Source organism: Streptomyces sp. NPDC057438, from assembly GCF_042802995.1.
In the GTDB taxonomy this organism is placed as follows: domain Bacteria; phylum Actinomycetota; class Actinomycetes; order Streptomycetales; family Streptomycetaceae; genus Streptomyces.
Genome location: NZ_JBHVDD010000040.1, coordinates 1 through 15883 on the forward strand (window position 1 = coordinate 1; position 15883 = coordinate 15883).

At 71.5% G+C, this 15883-nt stretch carries 13 protein-coding genes; 5 read left to right on the forward strand and 8 right to left on the reverse strand.

The window, feature by feature from the left end; genetic code table 11:
• Nucleotides 1–48: 48 nt before the first annotated feature.
• The 3 genes from ACFU5F_RS22090 to ACFU5F_RS22100 form a co-directional block, all read right to left on the reverse strand.
• Nucleotides 49–849 carry a DsbA family protein gene (locus tag ACFU5F_RS22090; protein WP_383889828.1) on the reverse strand — a complete coding sequence of 267 codons (801 nt, stop codon included), beginning with the start codon at nucleotides 847–849 and terminating at the stop codon, nucleotides 49–51.
• A gap of 74 nt (nucleotides 850–923) precedes the next feature.
• Nucleotides 924–1610 carry a hypothetical protein gene (locus tag ACFU5F_RS22095; RefSeq protein WP_383889831.1) on the reverse strand — a complete coding sequence of 229 codons (687 nt, stop codon included), beginning with the start codon at nucleotides 1608–1610 and terminating at the stop codon, nucleotides 924–926.
• 97 nt (nucleotides 1611–1707) lie between these two features.
• On the reverse strand, nucleotides 1708–3042 hold the full coding sequence (locus ACFU5F_RS22100; RefSeq protein WP_383889833.1) for a DUF2252 domain-containing protein: 1335 nt from the start codon (nucleotides 3040–3042) through the stop codon (nucleotides 1708–1710).
• A 214-nt stretch (nucleotides 3043–3256) separates the two neighbouring features.
• Here ACFU5F_RS22100 and dnaE point away from each other — a divergent pair, with 214 nt between their 5' ends.
• Complete coding sequence (gene dnaE, locus ACFU5F_RS22105; protein ID WP_383889836.1) at nucleotides 3257–6796, forward strand: DNA polymerase III subunit alpha; 3540 nt, start codon at nucleotides 3257–3259, stop codon at nucleotides 6794–6796.
• Nucleotides 6797–6902: 106 nt separating this feature from the next.
• Here dnaE and ACFU5F_RS22110 read toward each other — a convergent pair whose 3' ends face one another.
• The gene (locus ACFU5F_RS22110) at nucleotides 6903–7067 is read right to left on the reverse strand and encodes a hypothetical protein (RefSeq protein ID WP_383889839.1); all 165 of its coding nucleotides are present in this window, start codon (nucleotides 7065–7067) and stop codon (nucleotides 6903–6905) included.
• A 244-nt stretch (nucleotides 7068–7311) separates the two neighbouring features.
• On the opposite strand from ACFU5F_RS22110, the gene ACFU5F_RS22115 reads away from it, so the two are divergent.
• The 4 genes from ACFU5F_RS22115 to ACFU5F_RS22130 all read left to right on the forward strand — a co-directional run bounded on the left by ACFU5F_RS22115 (nucleotide 7312) and on the right by ACFU5F_RS22130 (nucleotide 11358).
• Nucleotides 7312–8535 (forward strand): NYN domain-containing protein, encoded by a 1224-nt coding sequence (locus ACFU5F_RS22115; protein WP_383889843.1) that lies wholly within the window; start codon nucleotides 7312–7314, stop codon nucleotides 8533–8535.
• Between the two features lie 145 nt (nucleotides 8536–8680).
• On the forward strand, nucleotides 8681–9706 hold the full coding sequence (locus tag ACFU5F_RS22120; protein ID WP_383889846.1) for an ABC transporter ATP-binding protein: 1026 nt from the start codon (nucleotides 8681–8683) through the stop codon (nucleotides 9704–9706).
• Between the two features lie 82 nt (nucleotides 9707–9788).
• Nucleotides 9789–10649: an ABC transporter permease gene (locus ACFU5F_RS22125; protein WP_383889849.1), complete on the forward strand. Its 861-nt coding sequence runs from the start codon at nucleotides 9789–9791 to the stop codon at nucleotides 10647–10649.
• Between the two features lie 34 nt (nucleotides 10650–10683).
• The gene (locus ACFU5F_RS22130) at nucleotides 10684–11358 is read left to right on the forward strand and encodes a DUF2567 domain-containing protein (RefSeq protein ID WP_383889851.1); all 675 of its coding nucleotides are present in this window, start codon (nucleotides 10684–10686) and stop codon (nucleotides 11356–11358) included.
• Nucleotides 11359–11613: 255 nt separating this feature from the next.
• Here the strand turns inward: ACFU5F_RS22130 and ybaK are convergent, their stop codons facing one another.
• The 4 genes from ybaK to ACFU5F_RS22150 form a co-directional block, all read right to left on the reverse strand.
• Complete coding sequence (ybaK, locus tag ACFU5F_RS22135) at nucleotides 11614–12114, reverse strand: Cys-tRNA(Pro) deacylase (RefSeq protein WP_383889854.1); 501 nt, start codon at nucleotides 12112–12114, stop codon at nucleotides 11614–11616.
• 17 nt (nucleotides 12115–12131) lie between these two features.
• Nucleotides 12132–12872, reverse strand: coding sequence for an LON peptidase substrate-binding domain-containing protein (locus ACFU5F_RS22140; RefSeq protein ID WP_383889857.1), 741 nt, complete (start codon nucleotides 12870–12872; stop codon nucleotides 12132–12134).
• A 73-nt stretch (nucleotides 12873–12945) separates the two neighbouring features.
• A complete protein-coding gene (locus ACFU5F_RS22145) occupies nucleotides 12946–13986 on the reverse strand; it encodes a hypothetical protein (protein ID WP_383889860.1) in 1041 nt (346 codons plus the stop codon).
• A 178-nt stretch (nucleotides 13987–14164) separates the two neighbouring features.
• Nucleotides 14165–15748 carry an oxidoreductase gene (locus ACFU5F_RS22150; protein WP_383889862.1) on the reverse strand — a complete coding sequence of 528 codons (1584 nt, stop codon included), beginning with the start codon at nucleotides 15746–15748 and terminating at the stop codon, nucleotides 14165–14167.
• Nucleotides 15749–15883 lie beyond the last annotated feature (135 nt).

A 15883-nucleotide genomic window follows, 5' to 3' on the forward strand; every position in this document is an offset into this window, starting at 1 on the left:
GAGCCGGACTCCGGGGGCGCCCGCCCGCTCACGCGTGCCCCGCGGCGGCTACTTCGTGACGCCCGCGTCCTTGAGCGCCGTCTGCCACTGCGCGACCGTGGACGGGTTGGTGATCACCTTGTCGTTGATCTTGATGGTCGGGGTCGACTTGACCCCGTCGGCCTCGTCGAAGGACTTGCTCATCCTCATCGCCCAGGCGTCGTAGGTGCCCTTCTTCACGGCGTCCTGGAACTTCGTGTTGTTCTTCAGCGCGTCGACCGTGTTCGCCACCTTGATCAGATAACTGTCCTTGGCGAACTCGTCGGTCGTCTCCTGCGGGTGGTACTTCGTCGAGTACAGCGCGGTCTTGTAGTCGAGGAACGCCTCAGGGCTGACGTTCAGGGCCGCGCCGAGCGCGCTCAGCGCGTTCTTCGAGCCCTCTCCGGTGAGGTTGCCGTCGAGGAAGGTGCCCATGGTGAAGGAGAGCTTGTAGTCGCCGTCCTCCATGCCCTTGTCGACCGTCTCGCCGACGGTCTGCTCGAAGGCGGCGCAGGCCGGGCAGCGCGGGTCCTCGTACAGGTGGACCACGTTCTTGGACGTGGAGTCGCCGATCAGCACGGTCGTGCCGTTCTTGCCCGAGGTGTTCGCCGGGGCGACCACCGTGGCCTTGGCGGCCTCCTCCCACTTGCCCGGCTTGTCGTTCTGGACGACGGCGTAGCCGATGCCGCCGGCTATCGCGAGGACCGCGACGATCGAGGAGGCGACGATCGCCTGCCGCCTGACCTTCGCGCGCTTGGCCTGACGCTCGCGCTCCAGACGCAGCCGCTCACGGGCCGCCGACTTCGCCGCGCTGCTGTTCCGCTTGCTCATGTGGATGAACTCCCTGGGGGACGCGCACACGGGGTGCGCGGATGGGTGGGGACCTGCTCGTGCTCAGGAGGTGGTCACGCGAAGGTGACCGAGCACGGCGGTCCACGCCGCCCGAGGGAGTGGGTGAGGAGAAGGGTGCGCGCGCCGGCCGTACGGTCCGCGGAGCGCGTCGGCCGGTGCTGTGCCCGCAGGGGCCGTACCAGGACCGCGGCGACCGCGATCAGCAGCGGCCGGAAACCGGCGGCGACCGCGGCGTCCAGCAGCCGGTCCAGTGCCCGTTCACCGCGCCGCAGCCAGGCGGCGGCCAGCAGACCGACGCCGATGTGCGCGGCGAGCAGCAGCCAGGCGGCCCCCGGACCGGCACCGGCGAGCAGCGCGGACGCCCGCTCGGAGCCGCCGGCGACCCGCGCCAGCGGCGCGCCGACGCTGCCGCCGCCGCACAGCACGTCCAGCCCGACCTGGCGCAGCGGGCCCGTGACCGGGCCGCCCGCCTCGCCGTAACAGGCGTGCTGACCCGTGGTGAAGACCGTGTCGGCGGCCAGCTCCAGAGGGATCAGCACTCCGGCGATCCGCGCGAAGCCGCGCTCGCGGCCGGCCAGGGCGTAGGCGACGAGGAAGACGACGAGGGTGATCGCGACGACGGTGGTGAGCGGCAGCGGGACCCCGGACAGCAGGACGTGCGACGCGGTGCCGAGTGTCACGACGACAGCCGTGAACAGCGCCGCGCGTACGGCTCTGAAGGGGGTCCCGGATATGTCCATGCCGTTGGAGAGTGTCCCACGCGGGCACGTAAGGGACCGCTAAAAGGTCCCTGTGAGTGCACGGGATCTCGTCCCGTCGCTGTCCCTCCCGGGGGCCTCAGTGGTTGCGCAGGCCGGGGATCCGGCCGTTGCGGAAGAGGTCGACGAAGATCTGGTGGTCCTTGCGCGCGCGTGCCCCGTACGCGTGCGCGAAGTCCACCAGGAGCGGGGCGAAGCCCTCCTCGTCGGCCGCGATCGCCGCGTCGATGGCACGCTCCGTGGAGAACGGCACCAGGGACTGCCCGGTCAGGTCGTCCGCCGCCGCGTGCATCGTGGCCGTCGCCCGGCCGAGGTCGGCGACGACCGCCGCGATCTCCTCCAGGTCGTCGATGTCGCTCCAGTCCAGGTCCACCGCGTACGGCGACACCTCGGCGACCAGCTGCCCGGCGCCGTCCAGCTCGGTCCAGCCCAGCCACGGGTCCGCGTGCGCCTGGAGGGCCCGCTGGGAGATGACCGTGCGGTGGCCCTCGTGCTGGAAGTAGTCCCGGATCCGCCGGTCGGTGACGTGCCGGGAGACGGCCGGGGTCTGGGCCTGCTTGATGTAGATCACCACATCGTTCTCCAGGGCGTCGCTCTGCCCCTCCAGCAGGATGTTGTACGACGGCAGGCCCGCCGAGCCGATGCCGATGCCCCGGCGGCCGACCACGTCCTTCACCCGGTACGAGTCGGGGCGGGTCAGGGAGGACTCCGGGAGCGTCTCCAGATAGCCGTCGAAGGCGGCCAGCACCTTGTAGCGCGTGGCCGCGTCCAGCTCGATGGAGCCGCCCCCCGGCGCGAACCGGCGCTCGAAGTCACGGATCTCCGTCATCGAGTCCAGCAGGCCGAAACGGGTGAGCGAGCGGGCGTCGCGCAACGCGTCCAGCAGCGGGCCCTGGGCCGTGTCCAGCGTGAACGGAGGCACCTCGTCCCGCTTGGCGCCGGCCGCCACGGCGTGGATCCGCTCGCGGTAGGCGGCCGCGTAGGTCTCCACCAGCTCCGTGATCTGCTCGTCGCTCAGCGCCTTCGCGTACCCGATGAGCGCCACGGAGGCGGCGAACCGCTTCAGGTCCCAGGTGAAGGGGGCGACGTACGCCTCGTCGAAGTCGTTCACGTTGAAGATCAGGCGGCCCGTGGAGTCCATGTACGTGCCGAAGTTCTCCGAGTGCAGGTCGCCGTGGATCCACACGCGCGAGGTGCGCTCGTCCAGGTACGGACCGGAGGCCTTCTCGTCGTCCAGGTCCTTGTAGAACAGGCATGCCGTGCCCCGGTAGAACGCGAAGGCCGATGCCGCCATCTTCCGGAACTTCACGCGGAACGCGGCCGGGTCGGCGGCCAGGAGCTGGCCGAAGGCGGTGTCGAAGACGGCGAGGATCTCCTCGCCGCGTCGCTCGTCGTCGAGCTGGGGGACCGACATCGCGGGGTGCCTCCTGGTGATCACGGGTGGGTCGACTTCTCAACGTGCGAAGGCGCGCGCGAGTGCCCGCGACTCCACTGTCGAAAGGTACGGGGGACACCCCTCGCGGTGTCAGTCCCGAGGCATAGACTTCGACGCTGTCCCCCAGACTGTCCGCAGCCCGTGGGGCAGTCGTTCACGCCTGTTTCCCCCGTGTCCCCTGGAGGCCGAAGCCGTGTCAAAGCCGCCGTTCACGCACCTGCACGTCCACACCCAGTACTCGCTGCTGGACGGTGCCGCGCGGCTCAAGGACATGTTCAACGCGTGCAACGAGATGGGCATGACCCACATCGCCATGTCCGACCACGGCAACCTCCACGGCGCCTACGACTTCTTCCACACCGCCAAGAAGGCCGGCGTCACCCCGATCATCGGCATCGAGGCGTACGTCGCCCCCGAGTCCCGGCGCAACAAGCGCAAGATCCAGTGGGGCCAGCCGCACCAGAAGCGGGACGACGTGTCCGGTTCGGGTGGTTACACCCACAAGACGATCTGGGCGGCGAACCGCACGGGTCTGCACAACCTCTTCAAGCTCTCGTCCGACGCGTACGCCGAGGGCTGGCTGCAGAAGTGGCCCCGGATGGACAAGGAGACCATCTCCCAGTGGTCCGAGGGGCTGATCGCCTCCACCGGCTGCCCCTCCGGCGAGCTGCAGACCCGGCTGCGCCTCGGCCAGTTCGACGAGGCGGTGAAGGCGGCCTCCGAGTACCAGGACATCTTCGGCAAGGACCGGTACTTCCTGGAGCTGATGGACCACGGCATCGAGATCGAGCACCGGGTCCGGGAGGACCTGCTGCGCGTCGGCAAGAAGCTCGGCATCCCCCCGCTCGTCACCAACGACTCGCACTACACGTACGCGCACGAGGCGACCGCGCACGACGCGCTGCTGTGCATCCAGACCGGCAAGAACCTCTCCGACCCGGACCGCTTCAAGTTCGACGGCACCGGCTACTACCTCAAGTCCACCGAGGAGATGTACGCCGTCGACTCCTCGGACGCCTGGCAGGAGGGCTGCGCCAACACCCTGCTGGTGGCCGAGCAGATCGACACCTCCGGCATGTTCGAGGCCAAGAACCTCATGCCGAAGTTCGACATCCCCGAGGGCTTCACGGAGGTCACCTGGTTCCGCGAGGAGACCATGCGCGGCATGCACCGCCGCTTCCCGGACGGCATCCCGGACGACCGCATGAAGCAGGTCGAGTACGAGATGGACACCATCATCTCGATGGGCTTCCCGGGATACTTCCTCGTGGTCGCCGACTTCATCATGTGGGCCAAGAGCCAGGGCATCGCGGTCGGCCCCGGCCGTGGCTCCGCCGCCGGCTCGATCGTCGCGTACGCCATGGGCATCACCGACCTCGACCCGATCCCGCACGGACTGATCTTCGAGCGGTTCCTCAACCCCGAGCGCATCTCCATGCCCGATGTCGACATCGACTTCGACGAGCGCCGGCGCGTCGAGGTGATCCGGTACGTGACCGAGAAGTACGGCGCCGACAAGGTCGCCATGATCGGCACCTACGGCAAGATCAAGGCGAAGAACGCCATCAAGGACTCCGCGCGCGTGCTGGGCTACCCGTACGCGATGGGCGACCGGCTCACCAAGGCGATGCCCGCCGACGTCCTCGGCAAGGGCATCGACCTCAACGGCATCACCGACCCCTCCCACCCGCGCTACAGCGAGGCGGGCGAGATCCGGTCGATGTACGAGAACGAACCGGACGTGAAGAAGGTCATCGACACCGCCAAGGGCGTCGAGGGCCTGGTCCGGCAGATGGGTGTGCACGCGGCCGGCGTGATCATGTCCAGCGAGCCCATCGTCGACCACGCCCCGATCTGGGTGCGGCACACCGACGGCGTGACCATCACCCAGTGGGACTACCCGCAGTGCGAGTCGCTCGGCCTGCTGAAGATGGACTTCCTGGGCCTGCGCAACCTCACGATCATGGACGACGCCATCAAGATGGTGAAGGCCAACAAGGGCATCGACCTGGAGATGCTCGCCCTCCCGCTGGACGACCCCAAGACCTTCGAACTGCTCTGCCGCGGTGACACCCTCGGCGTCTTCCAGTTCGACGGCGGCCCCATGCGCTCGCTGCTCCGCCAGATGCAGCCCGACAACTTCGAGGACATCTCCGCCGTCTCGGCCCTCTACCGGCCGGGTCCGATGGGCATGAACTCGCACATCAACTACGCGGAGCGCAAGAACAAGCGCCAGGAGATCACGCCGATCCACAAGGAACTGGAGGAGCCGCTCGAAGAGGTCCTCGCGGTCACCTACGGCCTGATCGTCTACCAGGAGCAGGTGCAGAAGGCCGCCCAGATCATCGCCGGGTACTCGCTCGGCGAGGCCGACATCCTCCGCCGCGTGATGGGCAAGAAGAAGCCCGAGGAACTGGCGAAGAACTTCACCATCTTCCAGGCCGGCGCCAAGAAGAACGGCTACAGCGACGAGGCCATCCAGGCCCTGTGGGACGTCCTGGTCCCCTTCGCCGGCTACGCCTTCAACAAGGCCCACTCCGCCGCGTACGGCCTCGTCTCCTACTGGACCGCCTACCTCAAGGCCAACTACCCGGCCGAGTACATGGCCGCCCTGCTCACCTCGGTCAAGGACGACAAGGACAAGTCGGCGGTCTACCTCAACGAGTGCCGGCGCATGCGCATCAAGGTGCTCCCGCCGAACGTCAACGAGTCCGAGCACAACTTCGCCGCCCAGGGCGACGACGTGATCCTGTTCGGCCTCGAGGCCGTGCGCAACGTCGGCACGAACGTGGTCGAGTCGATCATCCGCAGCCGCAAGGCCAAGGGGAAGTACGCCTCCTTCCCCGACTACCTCGACAAGGTCGAGGCCGTCGCCTGCAACAAGCGCACCACCGAGTCGCTGATCAAGGCGGGCGCGTTCGACACGATGGGGCACACCCGCAAGGGCCTGACCGCGCACTTCGACTCCATGATCGACAACGTGGTCGCGGTCAAGCGCAAGGAGGCCGAGGGACAGTTCGACCTCTTCGGCGGTATGGGCGAGGAGGAGAGCACCGAGCCGGGCTTCGGACTCGACGTCGAGTTCACCACCGACGAGTGGGAGAAGACCTATCTCCTCGCCCAGGAGCGGGAGATGCTCGGTCTCTACGTCTCCGACCACCCCCTCTTCGGTCTGGAGCACGTGCTCTCCGACAAGGCCGACGCGGGCATCTCCCAGCTCACCGGCGGCGAGCACGCGGACGGCGCGGTCGTCACCATCGGCGGCATCATCTCCGGCCTCCAGCGCAAGATGACCAAGCAGGGCAACGCCTGGGCCATCGCCACGGTGGAGGACCTCGCCGGTTCCATCGAGTGCATGTTCTTCCCTGCGTCCTACCAGCTCGTCTCGACCCAACTCGTCGAGGACGCGGTCGTGTTCGTCAAGGGCCGCCTCGACAAGCGCGAGGAGGTGCCGCGGCTGGTCGCCATGGAGATGCAGGTCCCCGACCTGTCCAACGCGGGGACCAACGCGCCGGTGATCCTCACCATCCCGGCCACCCGCGTCACCCCGCCCATGGTCAGCCGGCTCGGCGAGATCCTCACCCACCACAAGGGCGACAGCGAGGTCCGGATCAGGCTCCAGGGCCCCACCAAGACGACCGTGCTGCGCCTGGACCGGCACCGGGTGAAGCCGGACCCGGCCCTGTTCGGCGATCTGAAGGTGCTGCTCGGCCCGTCCTGCCTGGCCGGCTGAGCGGACCGCGGCGGACCCGGGAGGGCGTGAACGCGCGAGGGGCGCATCCGGTGTTCCGGACGCGCCCTTCGGTGTGTCCGGGCTGCAACAGCCCGTTGCACCGATGTCAGTTGTGACCGAAACGCTTCTCCCGGCCCTTGCGGGCCATGTCGCCGGGTGTCACCTGCGTCATGCGCGTCTCGGTCTGCGACGCCGGCGAGGGCTGCTGGGCCTCCTGACGGCCACGCTCGGACTGCGGCTGCTTGCGGTCCTGCTTCTTGTTCTTGGCCATGGTGATCTGCCTCCTGAAGGGGGTCTAGGGGCCAGGGCCGCGACCAGATTCACATAGCATGACAAGGCGCGCATTTCGGAAAATCACCGTCGGTGACGAGAGTTGTCGCCCTGTGCGCCGTGTCACGGGAGGGCGTACGGCGAAGACGCCACGCCGAAGATCGAGTTCCGGCCGTTAACCTCCGCGCGGTCGGGCAGACTCGAAGGAAGCCCGAAGCAAACCTCCCGGAAAGAGGGTGGATCGCGTGGACCGCTGCATCGTCCTGGTGGACGCCGGGTATCTGCTCGGCGCGGCCGCCAGCCTCCTCGCCGGGGAACCCTCCCGCTCCCGCATCACCGTCGATCACGCCGCCCTCATCCAGGGGCTGCGCGAGCGCGCCGAGGCCGACACCGAGCGGCCGTTGCTGCGCATCTACTGGTTCGACGGCGCCCCCGACCGCGTCCCGCAGCCCGAGCACCGCAGGCTGCGCGTGATGCCCCGGGTGACCGTGCGGCTCGGTGCGCTGACCCGCAGCGACGGGCGGTGGGCGCAGAAGGGTGTGGACGCCGCCATGCACGCCGAACTGACCGAACTGGCCCGCAACGGCGCCTGCTCCGACGTGGTCCTCGTGACCGGCGACGGAGATCTGCTGCCGGGCATGATGGCCGCCAAGGAGCACGGCGTCGCCGTGCACCTGTGGGCCGTGCAGGCCGCCGACGGCGACTACAACCAGTCCGAGGACCTGGTGGCCGAGGCCGACGAGCGGCGTGTGCTCGACCGGATGTGGATCACCAAGGCGGTGCGGGCGAAGGATCTCGGCGGGGTCTGCGCGCCGCAGCCGGTGCCGCGGCCGGAGATCGCCGCGATCCTGTCGGCGCCGCTGCCCGAGTCGGCCCTCGCGGCCGCCGCCGAGCGGCCGCCGGGGGAGCCCGAACACGCCTCGGCGGCGGGCGCCGCGCGCAACGGGACCGAGGAGCGGGTGGCCCCGCACAAGGGCGTGCCGACGCCGAAGGATCTCGCGGCGATGCGGGGGCCGGGGGCGCACGCCGCGCAGCACCCGGCGACGGCCACCCTGCGGTGGTCCTCCGACAAGGGCTGGGTGGACCGGCCCGGCGGCGCGGCGGAGCCGCCCGAGGCGGCGGCGATGCCGACCCTGGCCCAGCTGACCAGCGCGGAGCAGCGGTGGGCCGACCGGGAGGAGGACATCACCACGGTCGGCGGCGACCCCTTCGAGGTCGGACAGGTGTTCGCCCGACGGTGGATGGCCCGGCTGACCGACCAGACGCATCTGCAGAAGCTGTCGGGCATGTACCCGCGGGTGCCGCACCGGGTCGACGGGGAGCTGCTGCGCTACGCGGCCCGGTTCGGGCTGCTGGCGCACAAGGACGACCAGATCGACGAGCACGACCGGTACGCGATCCGGGCCGGGTTCTGGCGGGAGATCGACGTGCGGACGGGGGTCGAGCACGCGCCGACGGGGGAGCGGTGAGGGCGCCCCACGGGCCGGGGCCGACTGTTTTCGGGCGGCTGCGGGCTGATTCCGGCTGGTAGCGCGGTTGCCCATGCCCCTGACGGGGCACGCTGCGGTGCCCCGGGCAGGGGGCGACCCTCCGGACCCCTTAGGCTCGTTCCTCGTGAGTACGCGTACGGCACAGGCGGTCCGGCATGGTGGGGATGTCGTGTGTGCTGTGCGGGGGCTCACCAAGACCTATCCGGCGACCCGGGGACGCCGTGGGACGCCGGGGACCCCCGAGGTGCGGGCCAACGACGCGGTGGCGCTGGAGATCCGGCGCGGTGAGATCTTCGGACTGCTCGGACCCAACGGGGCGGGCAAGACCACGCTCGTACGTCAGCTGACCGGGCTGATGCGGCCCGACGACGGCACCGTCGACATCCTGGGCCACGACATCGTGCGCCATCCCGAGCGGGCCGCGCGGATCCTCGCCTATCTCGGGCAGGAATCGACCGCCCTGGACGAGCTGACCGTGGCCCTCGCCGCGGAGACCACGGGGCGGCTGCGGGGGCTGGAGGTACGGCGGGCGCGGGCCGAGCGGGACGCCGTGCTGGAGGAGCTGGGCCTGACCGGGCTCGCCGCACGGCCACTGAAGAAGCTGTCCGGCGGACAGCGGCGGCTCGCCTGCTTCGCCACCGCGCTCGTCGGGGAACGGCCCCTGCTGGTGCTCGACGAGCCGACCAGCGGCATGGACCCGGTGGCCCGGCGGGCCGTGTGGGCCGCCGTCGACCGGCGGCGGGCCCAGTCCGGGACCACGGTCCTGCTGGTCACCCACAACGTCATCGAGGCGGAGACCGTCCTCGACCGGGTCGCCGTCCTCGACCAGGGACGGGTCATCGCCTGCGACACCCCGGCCGGTCTGAAGGAGCGCGTAGCGGGCGAGGTGCGCGTCGAGCTGGTGTGGCGGGACAGCGCCCCGCTGGACGTGCCCGAGGTGGCCGCGCTGCGCCCGCGCGCCGTGGAGTCCGGACGCAGCTGGACGCTCCGGCTCGCGCCCGAGGAGGCGCGCGCCGTGGTGGCCACGGTGACCGGGGGCGCCGCCTTCGTGGCGCTGGACGACTTCACCCTCGCCACGCCGAGCCTGGAGGACGTCTACCTGGCGCTCGGCGGCAGCGCGGGCAGCGCACAGGGACTGGTCAAGGGGTGAGGGACACGGGCGTGAACCGCAGCATGAACCGCAGCAGGGCCGGTGCGGACGTGAACGGCAGGGCTGTCGCGGCCGTACGACAATGGGCGACAGCCGAAGCGCAGAGGAGCAGCTCGACGTGAGTGTCGTACCCGCCGAGATCCTGCCGGGCCAGGCCCTGGGCCCAGGGGGGCGCGTGGAGCGCGCAGCCGCCGAGCTCGGGCCCCGTGCGCGCCTGTGGCCCTCGCTCTGCGCCGTGTACCGGGCACAGCTGTCCCGGGCGCGGGTCGCCCGGATCCCGCTGCTGTTCGTGGCCACCTTCCAGTCGATCGGGATCATGATCCTGATGCGCGGAGTGGTGGACGGCGGGGCCGAGGCGCACGCCGTCGTCGCCGGCTCGGCGGTCCTGGTCGTCGCCTTCGTCGCCCTGAACCTGCTGGCCCAGTACTTCGGGCAGCTGCGGTCCAGCGGCGGACTCGACCACTACGCGACGCTGCCGGTGCCGCCGGCGGCGGTGGTGCTGGGCGCGGCGGGGGCGTACGCCTCGTTCACCGTGCCGGGCACCGTCGTGACCGCCGTCTTCGGCTGTGTGCTCTTCGGACTGCCGCTGACCCACCTCTGGGTGCTCGCCGCCGTGATCCCGCTCGCCGGTGCCGCCCTCGCCGGGCTGGGCGCCGCGCTGGGCCTGCTCGCCCCGCGACCGGAACTGGCCACCGTCCTCGGACAGCTGGGCATGTCGGCGGCGCTGCTGCTGGGCGTGCTGCCGGCCGACCGGATGCCGGGCTTCATCCAGTTCGCACGGGACCTGCTGCCCTCGACGTACGGCGTGGAGGCCCTCGCGCGGACCTTCGGGCCGAACCCCGACTGGGCCTTCGTACTGGGGGACCTCGCCGTGTGCGCGGGGGTCGGGGTCGTCTCGCTCGCCGTCGCCACCTGGGCGTACCGGCGGGCCGCCGTCCGGTGACGCGGCGCGCGGCCGGGCCTGGCACGATGGCAGGGTGACCGCACCGTTGACTCCCCCTCCGCCGCCGCACAACCAGTCCCCGAACGACCCCTGGGGTCCGCCGCCCACCGGCGGCGGGGGCGGGGCGGACCTCTGGTACGAGCCGCAGAAGCCGGCCGGTCCCGGACTGCGGACCGAACTGATCGAGGCCGCCGTCGTCACCGTGGTCACGGCGCTGCTCGGCGGGGTGCTGCTGGGTCTGCTCTGGTGGTGGCTCGCGCCGCACGTGCCGCTCGTCTCCGACGGGTCGGCGGTCTACTTCAAGGACACCGAGGGCGAACAGGCCGTAGGGGTCGACGGGACCTTCACCCTCCTGGCCCTCGGCGCCGGCGCGCTGTCCGCGCTCGTCGTCTTCCTGCTGCGCCGGCACGGCGGGGTGCCGCTCGTCGTGGCGCTCACCGTCGGCGGCCTGCTCGCAGGCGTGCTGGCGTGGCGGCTCGGGGTCTGGCTCGGGCCCGAGACCGACGTCGCCGCACGGGCGAAGGAGGTCGGGCGGGGCGTGACGTTCTCCGCGCCGCTGAAGCTGGCCGCGAAGGGGGTGCTGCTGGTGTGGCCGATGGCGGCGCTGCTGGTGCACCTGTGCCTGACCGCGCTGTTCGGTCCGCGGGACCCGGAGCCGCCGGAACACGAGCCGCCGTTCAAGGACGGGTACGGGGCGCCGGCCGCGTGACGGTTTTGGGCGCCTGATCGCCAGGAGGGCCGGAGTTCATCGACGGGTGCGGGTCCGGTGGGGCTCCTCGCGCAGTTCCCCGCGCCCCTGAGCCTGTCGCCTAGCCCGGCCCAGGCTGTGTGCTCCTGGAAGCCAACGGCCCTGCGGGCCTGAAAAGCTCGGGGCGCGGCTCCTGCTTTTCAGGGGCGCGGGGAATTGCGCGACCAGCCCCCACTCACCCGCACCCGACAGCGCACCCCACCCGCCCCCGGAGGGTCACCCGCGGCCGATCGGCGCCGCGACCGCCTCCGTCAGTTTCAGCAGGTCCTGAGGGGCCAGCTCCACCTCCAGACCGCGCCGCCCCGCCGAGACACAGATCGTCTCGTGGCCCTCCGCGGACGCGTCCAGCACCGTGCGGAGCCTCTTGCGCTGGCCGAGGGGGGAGATACCGCCCCGGACATAGCCCGTCGTGCGCTCCGCCAGCGCGGGGTCGGCCATCGCCGCCCGCTTGCCGCCGACCGCCGTCGCCAGCGCCTTCAGGTCCAGCGAGCCCGCCACCGGCACGACCGCGACCACGAGCGCGCCGTCGACGTCCGCCACCAGGGTCTTGAACACCCGCTCGGGGGACACGCCCATCGCCTCGGCCGCCTCCTCGCCGTAGGACGGATGCGCCGGATCGTGCTCGTAGGCGTGCACGGTGAACTCCACGCCCGCCGCGCTCAGGGCCACCGTCGCGGGCGTGCCGCCCGCCTGCTGCTTCTTCGACTTCTTCGCCATCGGCCTTCTCGTGTACGTCAGTTGAGGCTCGTCGGGCTCCGCGTCAGCTCCGACGCGGGCAACGACGGCAGACTACGGATGATGGCGGACTCGGCGCGCAGGAGTTTCAGCTCGTCGCGCAGCCGGGACGCCGTGTCGGGAGCCTGCAGGAGCCGCTGCTTGGCGGGCGTGTCGAGCATCATCGCGGCGGCGACCAGGTACGAGACGACGGCCGGCTCGTCCGGCAGGTCCGCACCCGTGGACAGCGAGCGCTCCCGGGCCCCCGCGAGCCGCTTCTGGTATTGGCGGAACGCCCGCAGGACGCCCTCCGCGAGCGCGCCCGCCTCGTCACCTGCGTCCTCCGGCAACTCCTCCAGATCCGCCACGAGGAACGGGCCCGTGGTGTCCACCGAGAGCAGCCGCACCCGGGTCGTCCCGGTAGCCAGCACTTCGTACGTGCCGTTGTCGCGCTCCCGGATCGTCGCCGCGTCCGCGATGCAGCCCACGGAGTGGAACGCCTTGGTCGGTTCGCCGCCGAAGCCCGCGGTCGGGCCCCGGTCGGGCTGGGCGGTCGGATCGGGCATGCCGGGAGCACTCGGCGCGACCTCGTGGCCGTCGCGGATGGCGACGACGGCGAAGCGGCGGGGTTGCTCCTCGGGGGTCTTCAGCAACTCGCGCATCATGGCGCGATAGCGCTCCTCGAAGATGTTCAGAGGAAGCACGAGCCCCGGGTACAACACCGAGTTCAGGGGGAAGAGCGGCAGCCGGACGGTGGTCACGAGGCCAGAGCCTAATGGTCGTCGGGCCGCGCGCGTCTCTCCGTACTCGTTTGGTGACCTCCGGCGGTGTCCGTCAGCCGGCCCGCCCAGGCCGCAGCGGCCGTGCACGGAGCGGGATCGAGCACGCCACCTCCAGCCGTACGCCGTCCCGCAACTGCAGGAACTGGCCCAGGGGATCGCCCGACACCCGGTCCCACGGGAAGGACGTGGCGTACGGGCCGATCATGCGCAGCTGGGCCAGGGCGTCCGGCCAGCGTTCCAGGCGGACCAGGACGTACGTCAGCAGGTTGCGGACCTCCGCGGGCCAGGGGTCGCCCGGCCCGTACGCGGCGGAGAGCGCGATCGCGCCGTCCGCCGCCGCGTCCAGCCGTGCGCGCGGGACCACGGCCCCTCCGTCCTCGGTGAGGTGGGCCAGGGCCGCCCGGACCGGCAGGGCCCGGACGAGGGAGCCGGGCAGCGCGTCCTCGGCGGCCCGCTCGGCGAAGTCGAAGCCCTCCCGGTGCTCGCACCGGGAAGTGTGGGGAGTGTCCCCCCACCGGGCACAGCAGGCGGCCGAGAGGTACTGCAGGGCCGATACATGACATCCGTAGTGGTGCGGGGAGCGACGGACCGCCTCCGCCCACAGCCGCTCGAACCCGGCGTGGCCGAGGCCCGTGCCCCGGGCGTGGTCGAGGGCGATCCGCCAGGGCACCGGGTCGCGCGGCTCGCCCTCCGCGGCCGCGGCGATCAACGGGCCCACGTCGCGCAGCCGTTCGACGCGGGCGGGGGAGCGCAGGCCGCGAACCACCGCCAGCTCGGCCCTGATCAGCAGGACGTCCGGGTCGCGCGGGGCCGCCGCCTGCCAGGCCCGCAGCCACGCGTCGCGCGAGCGTGCGAAGGCGGCGAGACGCAACACGTACCGGTCGCGGTTCTCCCACTCGGCGGCCTCCCGGGTGGTCGCCAGCAGCTGCGCCGCCGGCGCGTACACGCCGCGGCCGGCCGCCACCAGCGCGGGCCCGAGCCGTTCGTCGGGGGCGTCGAGCAGCACCTCGTCGTCGGGGACCAGCCCGGCGGCGAGCCGCGAGGTGTGCCGTGCCATCCGGACGGTACGCACGAACGCGCGCAGCGGCCCCATGACACCCCCTTGCGCTCGGACCGGCGCCGCCCGCGCGGACCGGGTTCCCGCTGTCGTGGTCGCGCGATCGGCGAGGTCGCGATCGGCGCTCCCGGTAGCAAGACGACGGGACGGCGAGTCCGGTTGTGTGCCGCCCCCATCAGGGTCCGGACCGCCCGGCGGCCGGCGGGAGGACGGGTCAGTTCCTGCTCAGGAGCCGGGTGGCGCCCGCCGCCACCGTCGTCGCGAGGATCCAGCCCAGGATGATCACCACCGCGGCGAGCCACTGCCAGCCGCCGTCCAGCTGCCAGTACCCGACCTGGCCGAGGTCGACGATCGGCAGCAGCAGGTCCAGGGCGAACAGGGAGGCACTCCAGTTCGGGTGCTCGCCGCTCTTCATCGGCGGATGGTCCGACTGCGAGAAGGCCAGCGAGGTCAGCGCCCACAGCACCGTCATCCACACCGCCGCCCGGCCCGGCCGGTACCCGTAGGCGACGGTCCAGTCCTGCGCGTGGCCCCAGAGCTTGGCCGCGAGCGGCAGGCCCTGCCGCCGATGGCGCTGCTTGGCGAGGAGCACCTCGCGGGCCCCCTCGTCGTCCCCGCCGGCCCGCAGCACGCTCGCCAGCCGCTCGTACGGCTCCGGGCTGTACTCGGCGGTCGCCGCCGCCACCCACTCCAGCCGTCTGGCCAGCGGGAACCGGTCGCGCGGCACCAGCGACTCGTACTGGAAGCCGCCCATGTGGAGGTTGCCGGGGCCCGGCCAGCTCTCCGAACTGTCGATCAGGACGCCGACGCGCGCGCCGGACAGGACGACCTTGCCGCGCTCCGGCCGGTCGCCGAGGAACCGCAGCTCGGGCACCTGGACGCGGCGCAGCGACAGCTCCTGTTCGTCCGTGAAGGTGAAGCGGGCCCGCTCCAGGTCGACGGAGTCACCGAACCGCCCGTCGTCCAGCCGGATCCCGCCCGTGCACTCGAACCGCTGCACCCGGGTGCCGCGCGCCGGCGTACTGCCGCTGGTGTGCAGCGGATTGCCGATGCCGGCCGGGGTCAGATAGAGGGTGCGTTCGACGGTCAGCTGGGGCGCGTTCAGCGCGAGGCGGCCGTAGGGGTTGGCGAGCCGGCTGCCGCGCAGGCTGAGCGAGGCACCGACGGTCGCGCCGCGCAGGCTCAGCTCGCCGTGCGACTCCAGCATCTCGGCCTGGACGTCCTGGGCGACGGTCAGCCCGTCGGCGGAGAGCGAGCGTCCGTGCCGGTCACGGTAGACGACGGCCTGGTTGAGCAGCAGATCGGTGCCGATGTGGGCGTCCGCCAGCCGCACCCCGTTGTGGAACCGGCAGCGCGGCAGATGCAGATCGCCCTCGGTGTGCAGCCGGGCCGCCTCCAGCCGGGGCACCGAGCAGTCCACCAGGCGCACGGTCGTGAACCGGGCCTCCGGCAGCAGGATCTCCTTCTCGAACCGGCACCCCTTCATCTCCACGTACGGCACCACCTGGCCGCCCGCCAGTTCCAGGACGCCCTTGATCTGCACACCGACCAGCTTCAGTGCCGACACCCGCCCGGCCAGCGCGGGCGGCCCGTCCAGCAGCAGCCACGCCACGATCCGTGCCCGTACGGTCCGCTCGGGCCCCCAGGGGTGGCCGCCGTGCGGGTCGTCCACGGGGAGGTCCCCGTCGCTCAGGTCGTACACGCTGCCGTTGCGGAAGGCCTGCCACATGCCCGCTTCGGCGGCGGTCAGGTCGTCCGGCAGCTCTCCGTCGTCCCGGATGCCGGGCCCCTCGCTCACAGCGCTTCCTTCCCCCGTCCCGTGCCACTCGCGCACACCCACGTGCACTCACGTGTATCGCGCACCTGTTTTACGCTGGTGATGCCCGCTGAGTGACGTCCTGAACGCAAGACGTGAAGGTGATCTTCCGGGTTC

Excerpts from the sequence above, each read along its gene's own strand:
- ACFU5F_RS22125 (WP_383889849.1), top strand. The coding sequence starts at position 9,789 with ATGGGCGACAGCCGAAGCGCAGAGGAGCAGCTCGACGTGAGTGTCGTA.
- ACFU5F_RS22100 (WP_383889833.1), bottom strand. The coding sequence starts at position 3,042 with ATGTCGGTCCCCCAGCTCGACGACGAGCGACGCGGCGAGGAGATCCTC.
- ACFU5F_RS22090 (WP_383889828.1), bottom strand. The coding sequence starts at position 849 with ATGAGCAAGCGGAACAGCAGCGCGGCGAAGTCGGCGGCCCGTGAGCGG.
- ACFU5F_RS22095 (WP_383889831.1), bottom strand. The coding sequence starts at position 1,610 with ATGGACATATCCGGGACCCCCTTCAGAGCCGTACGCGCGGCGCTGTTC.
- ACFU5F_RS22110 (WP_383889839.1), bottom strand. The coding sequence starts at position 7,067 with ATGGCCAAGAACAAGAAGCAGGACCGCAAGCAGCCGCAGTCCGAGCGT.
- ACFU5F_RS22145 (WP_383889860.1), bottom strand. The coding sequence starts at position 13,986 with ATGGGGCCGCTGCGCGCGTTCGTGCGTACCGTCCGGATGGCACGGCAC.
- ybaK (WP_383889854.1), bottom strand. The coding sequence starts at position 12,114 with ATGGCGAAGAAGTCGAAGAAGCAGCAGGCGGGCGGCACGCCCGCGACG.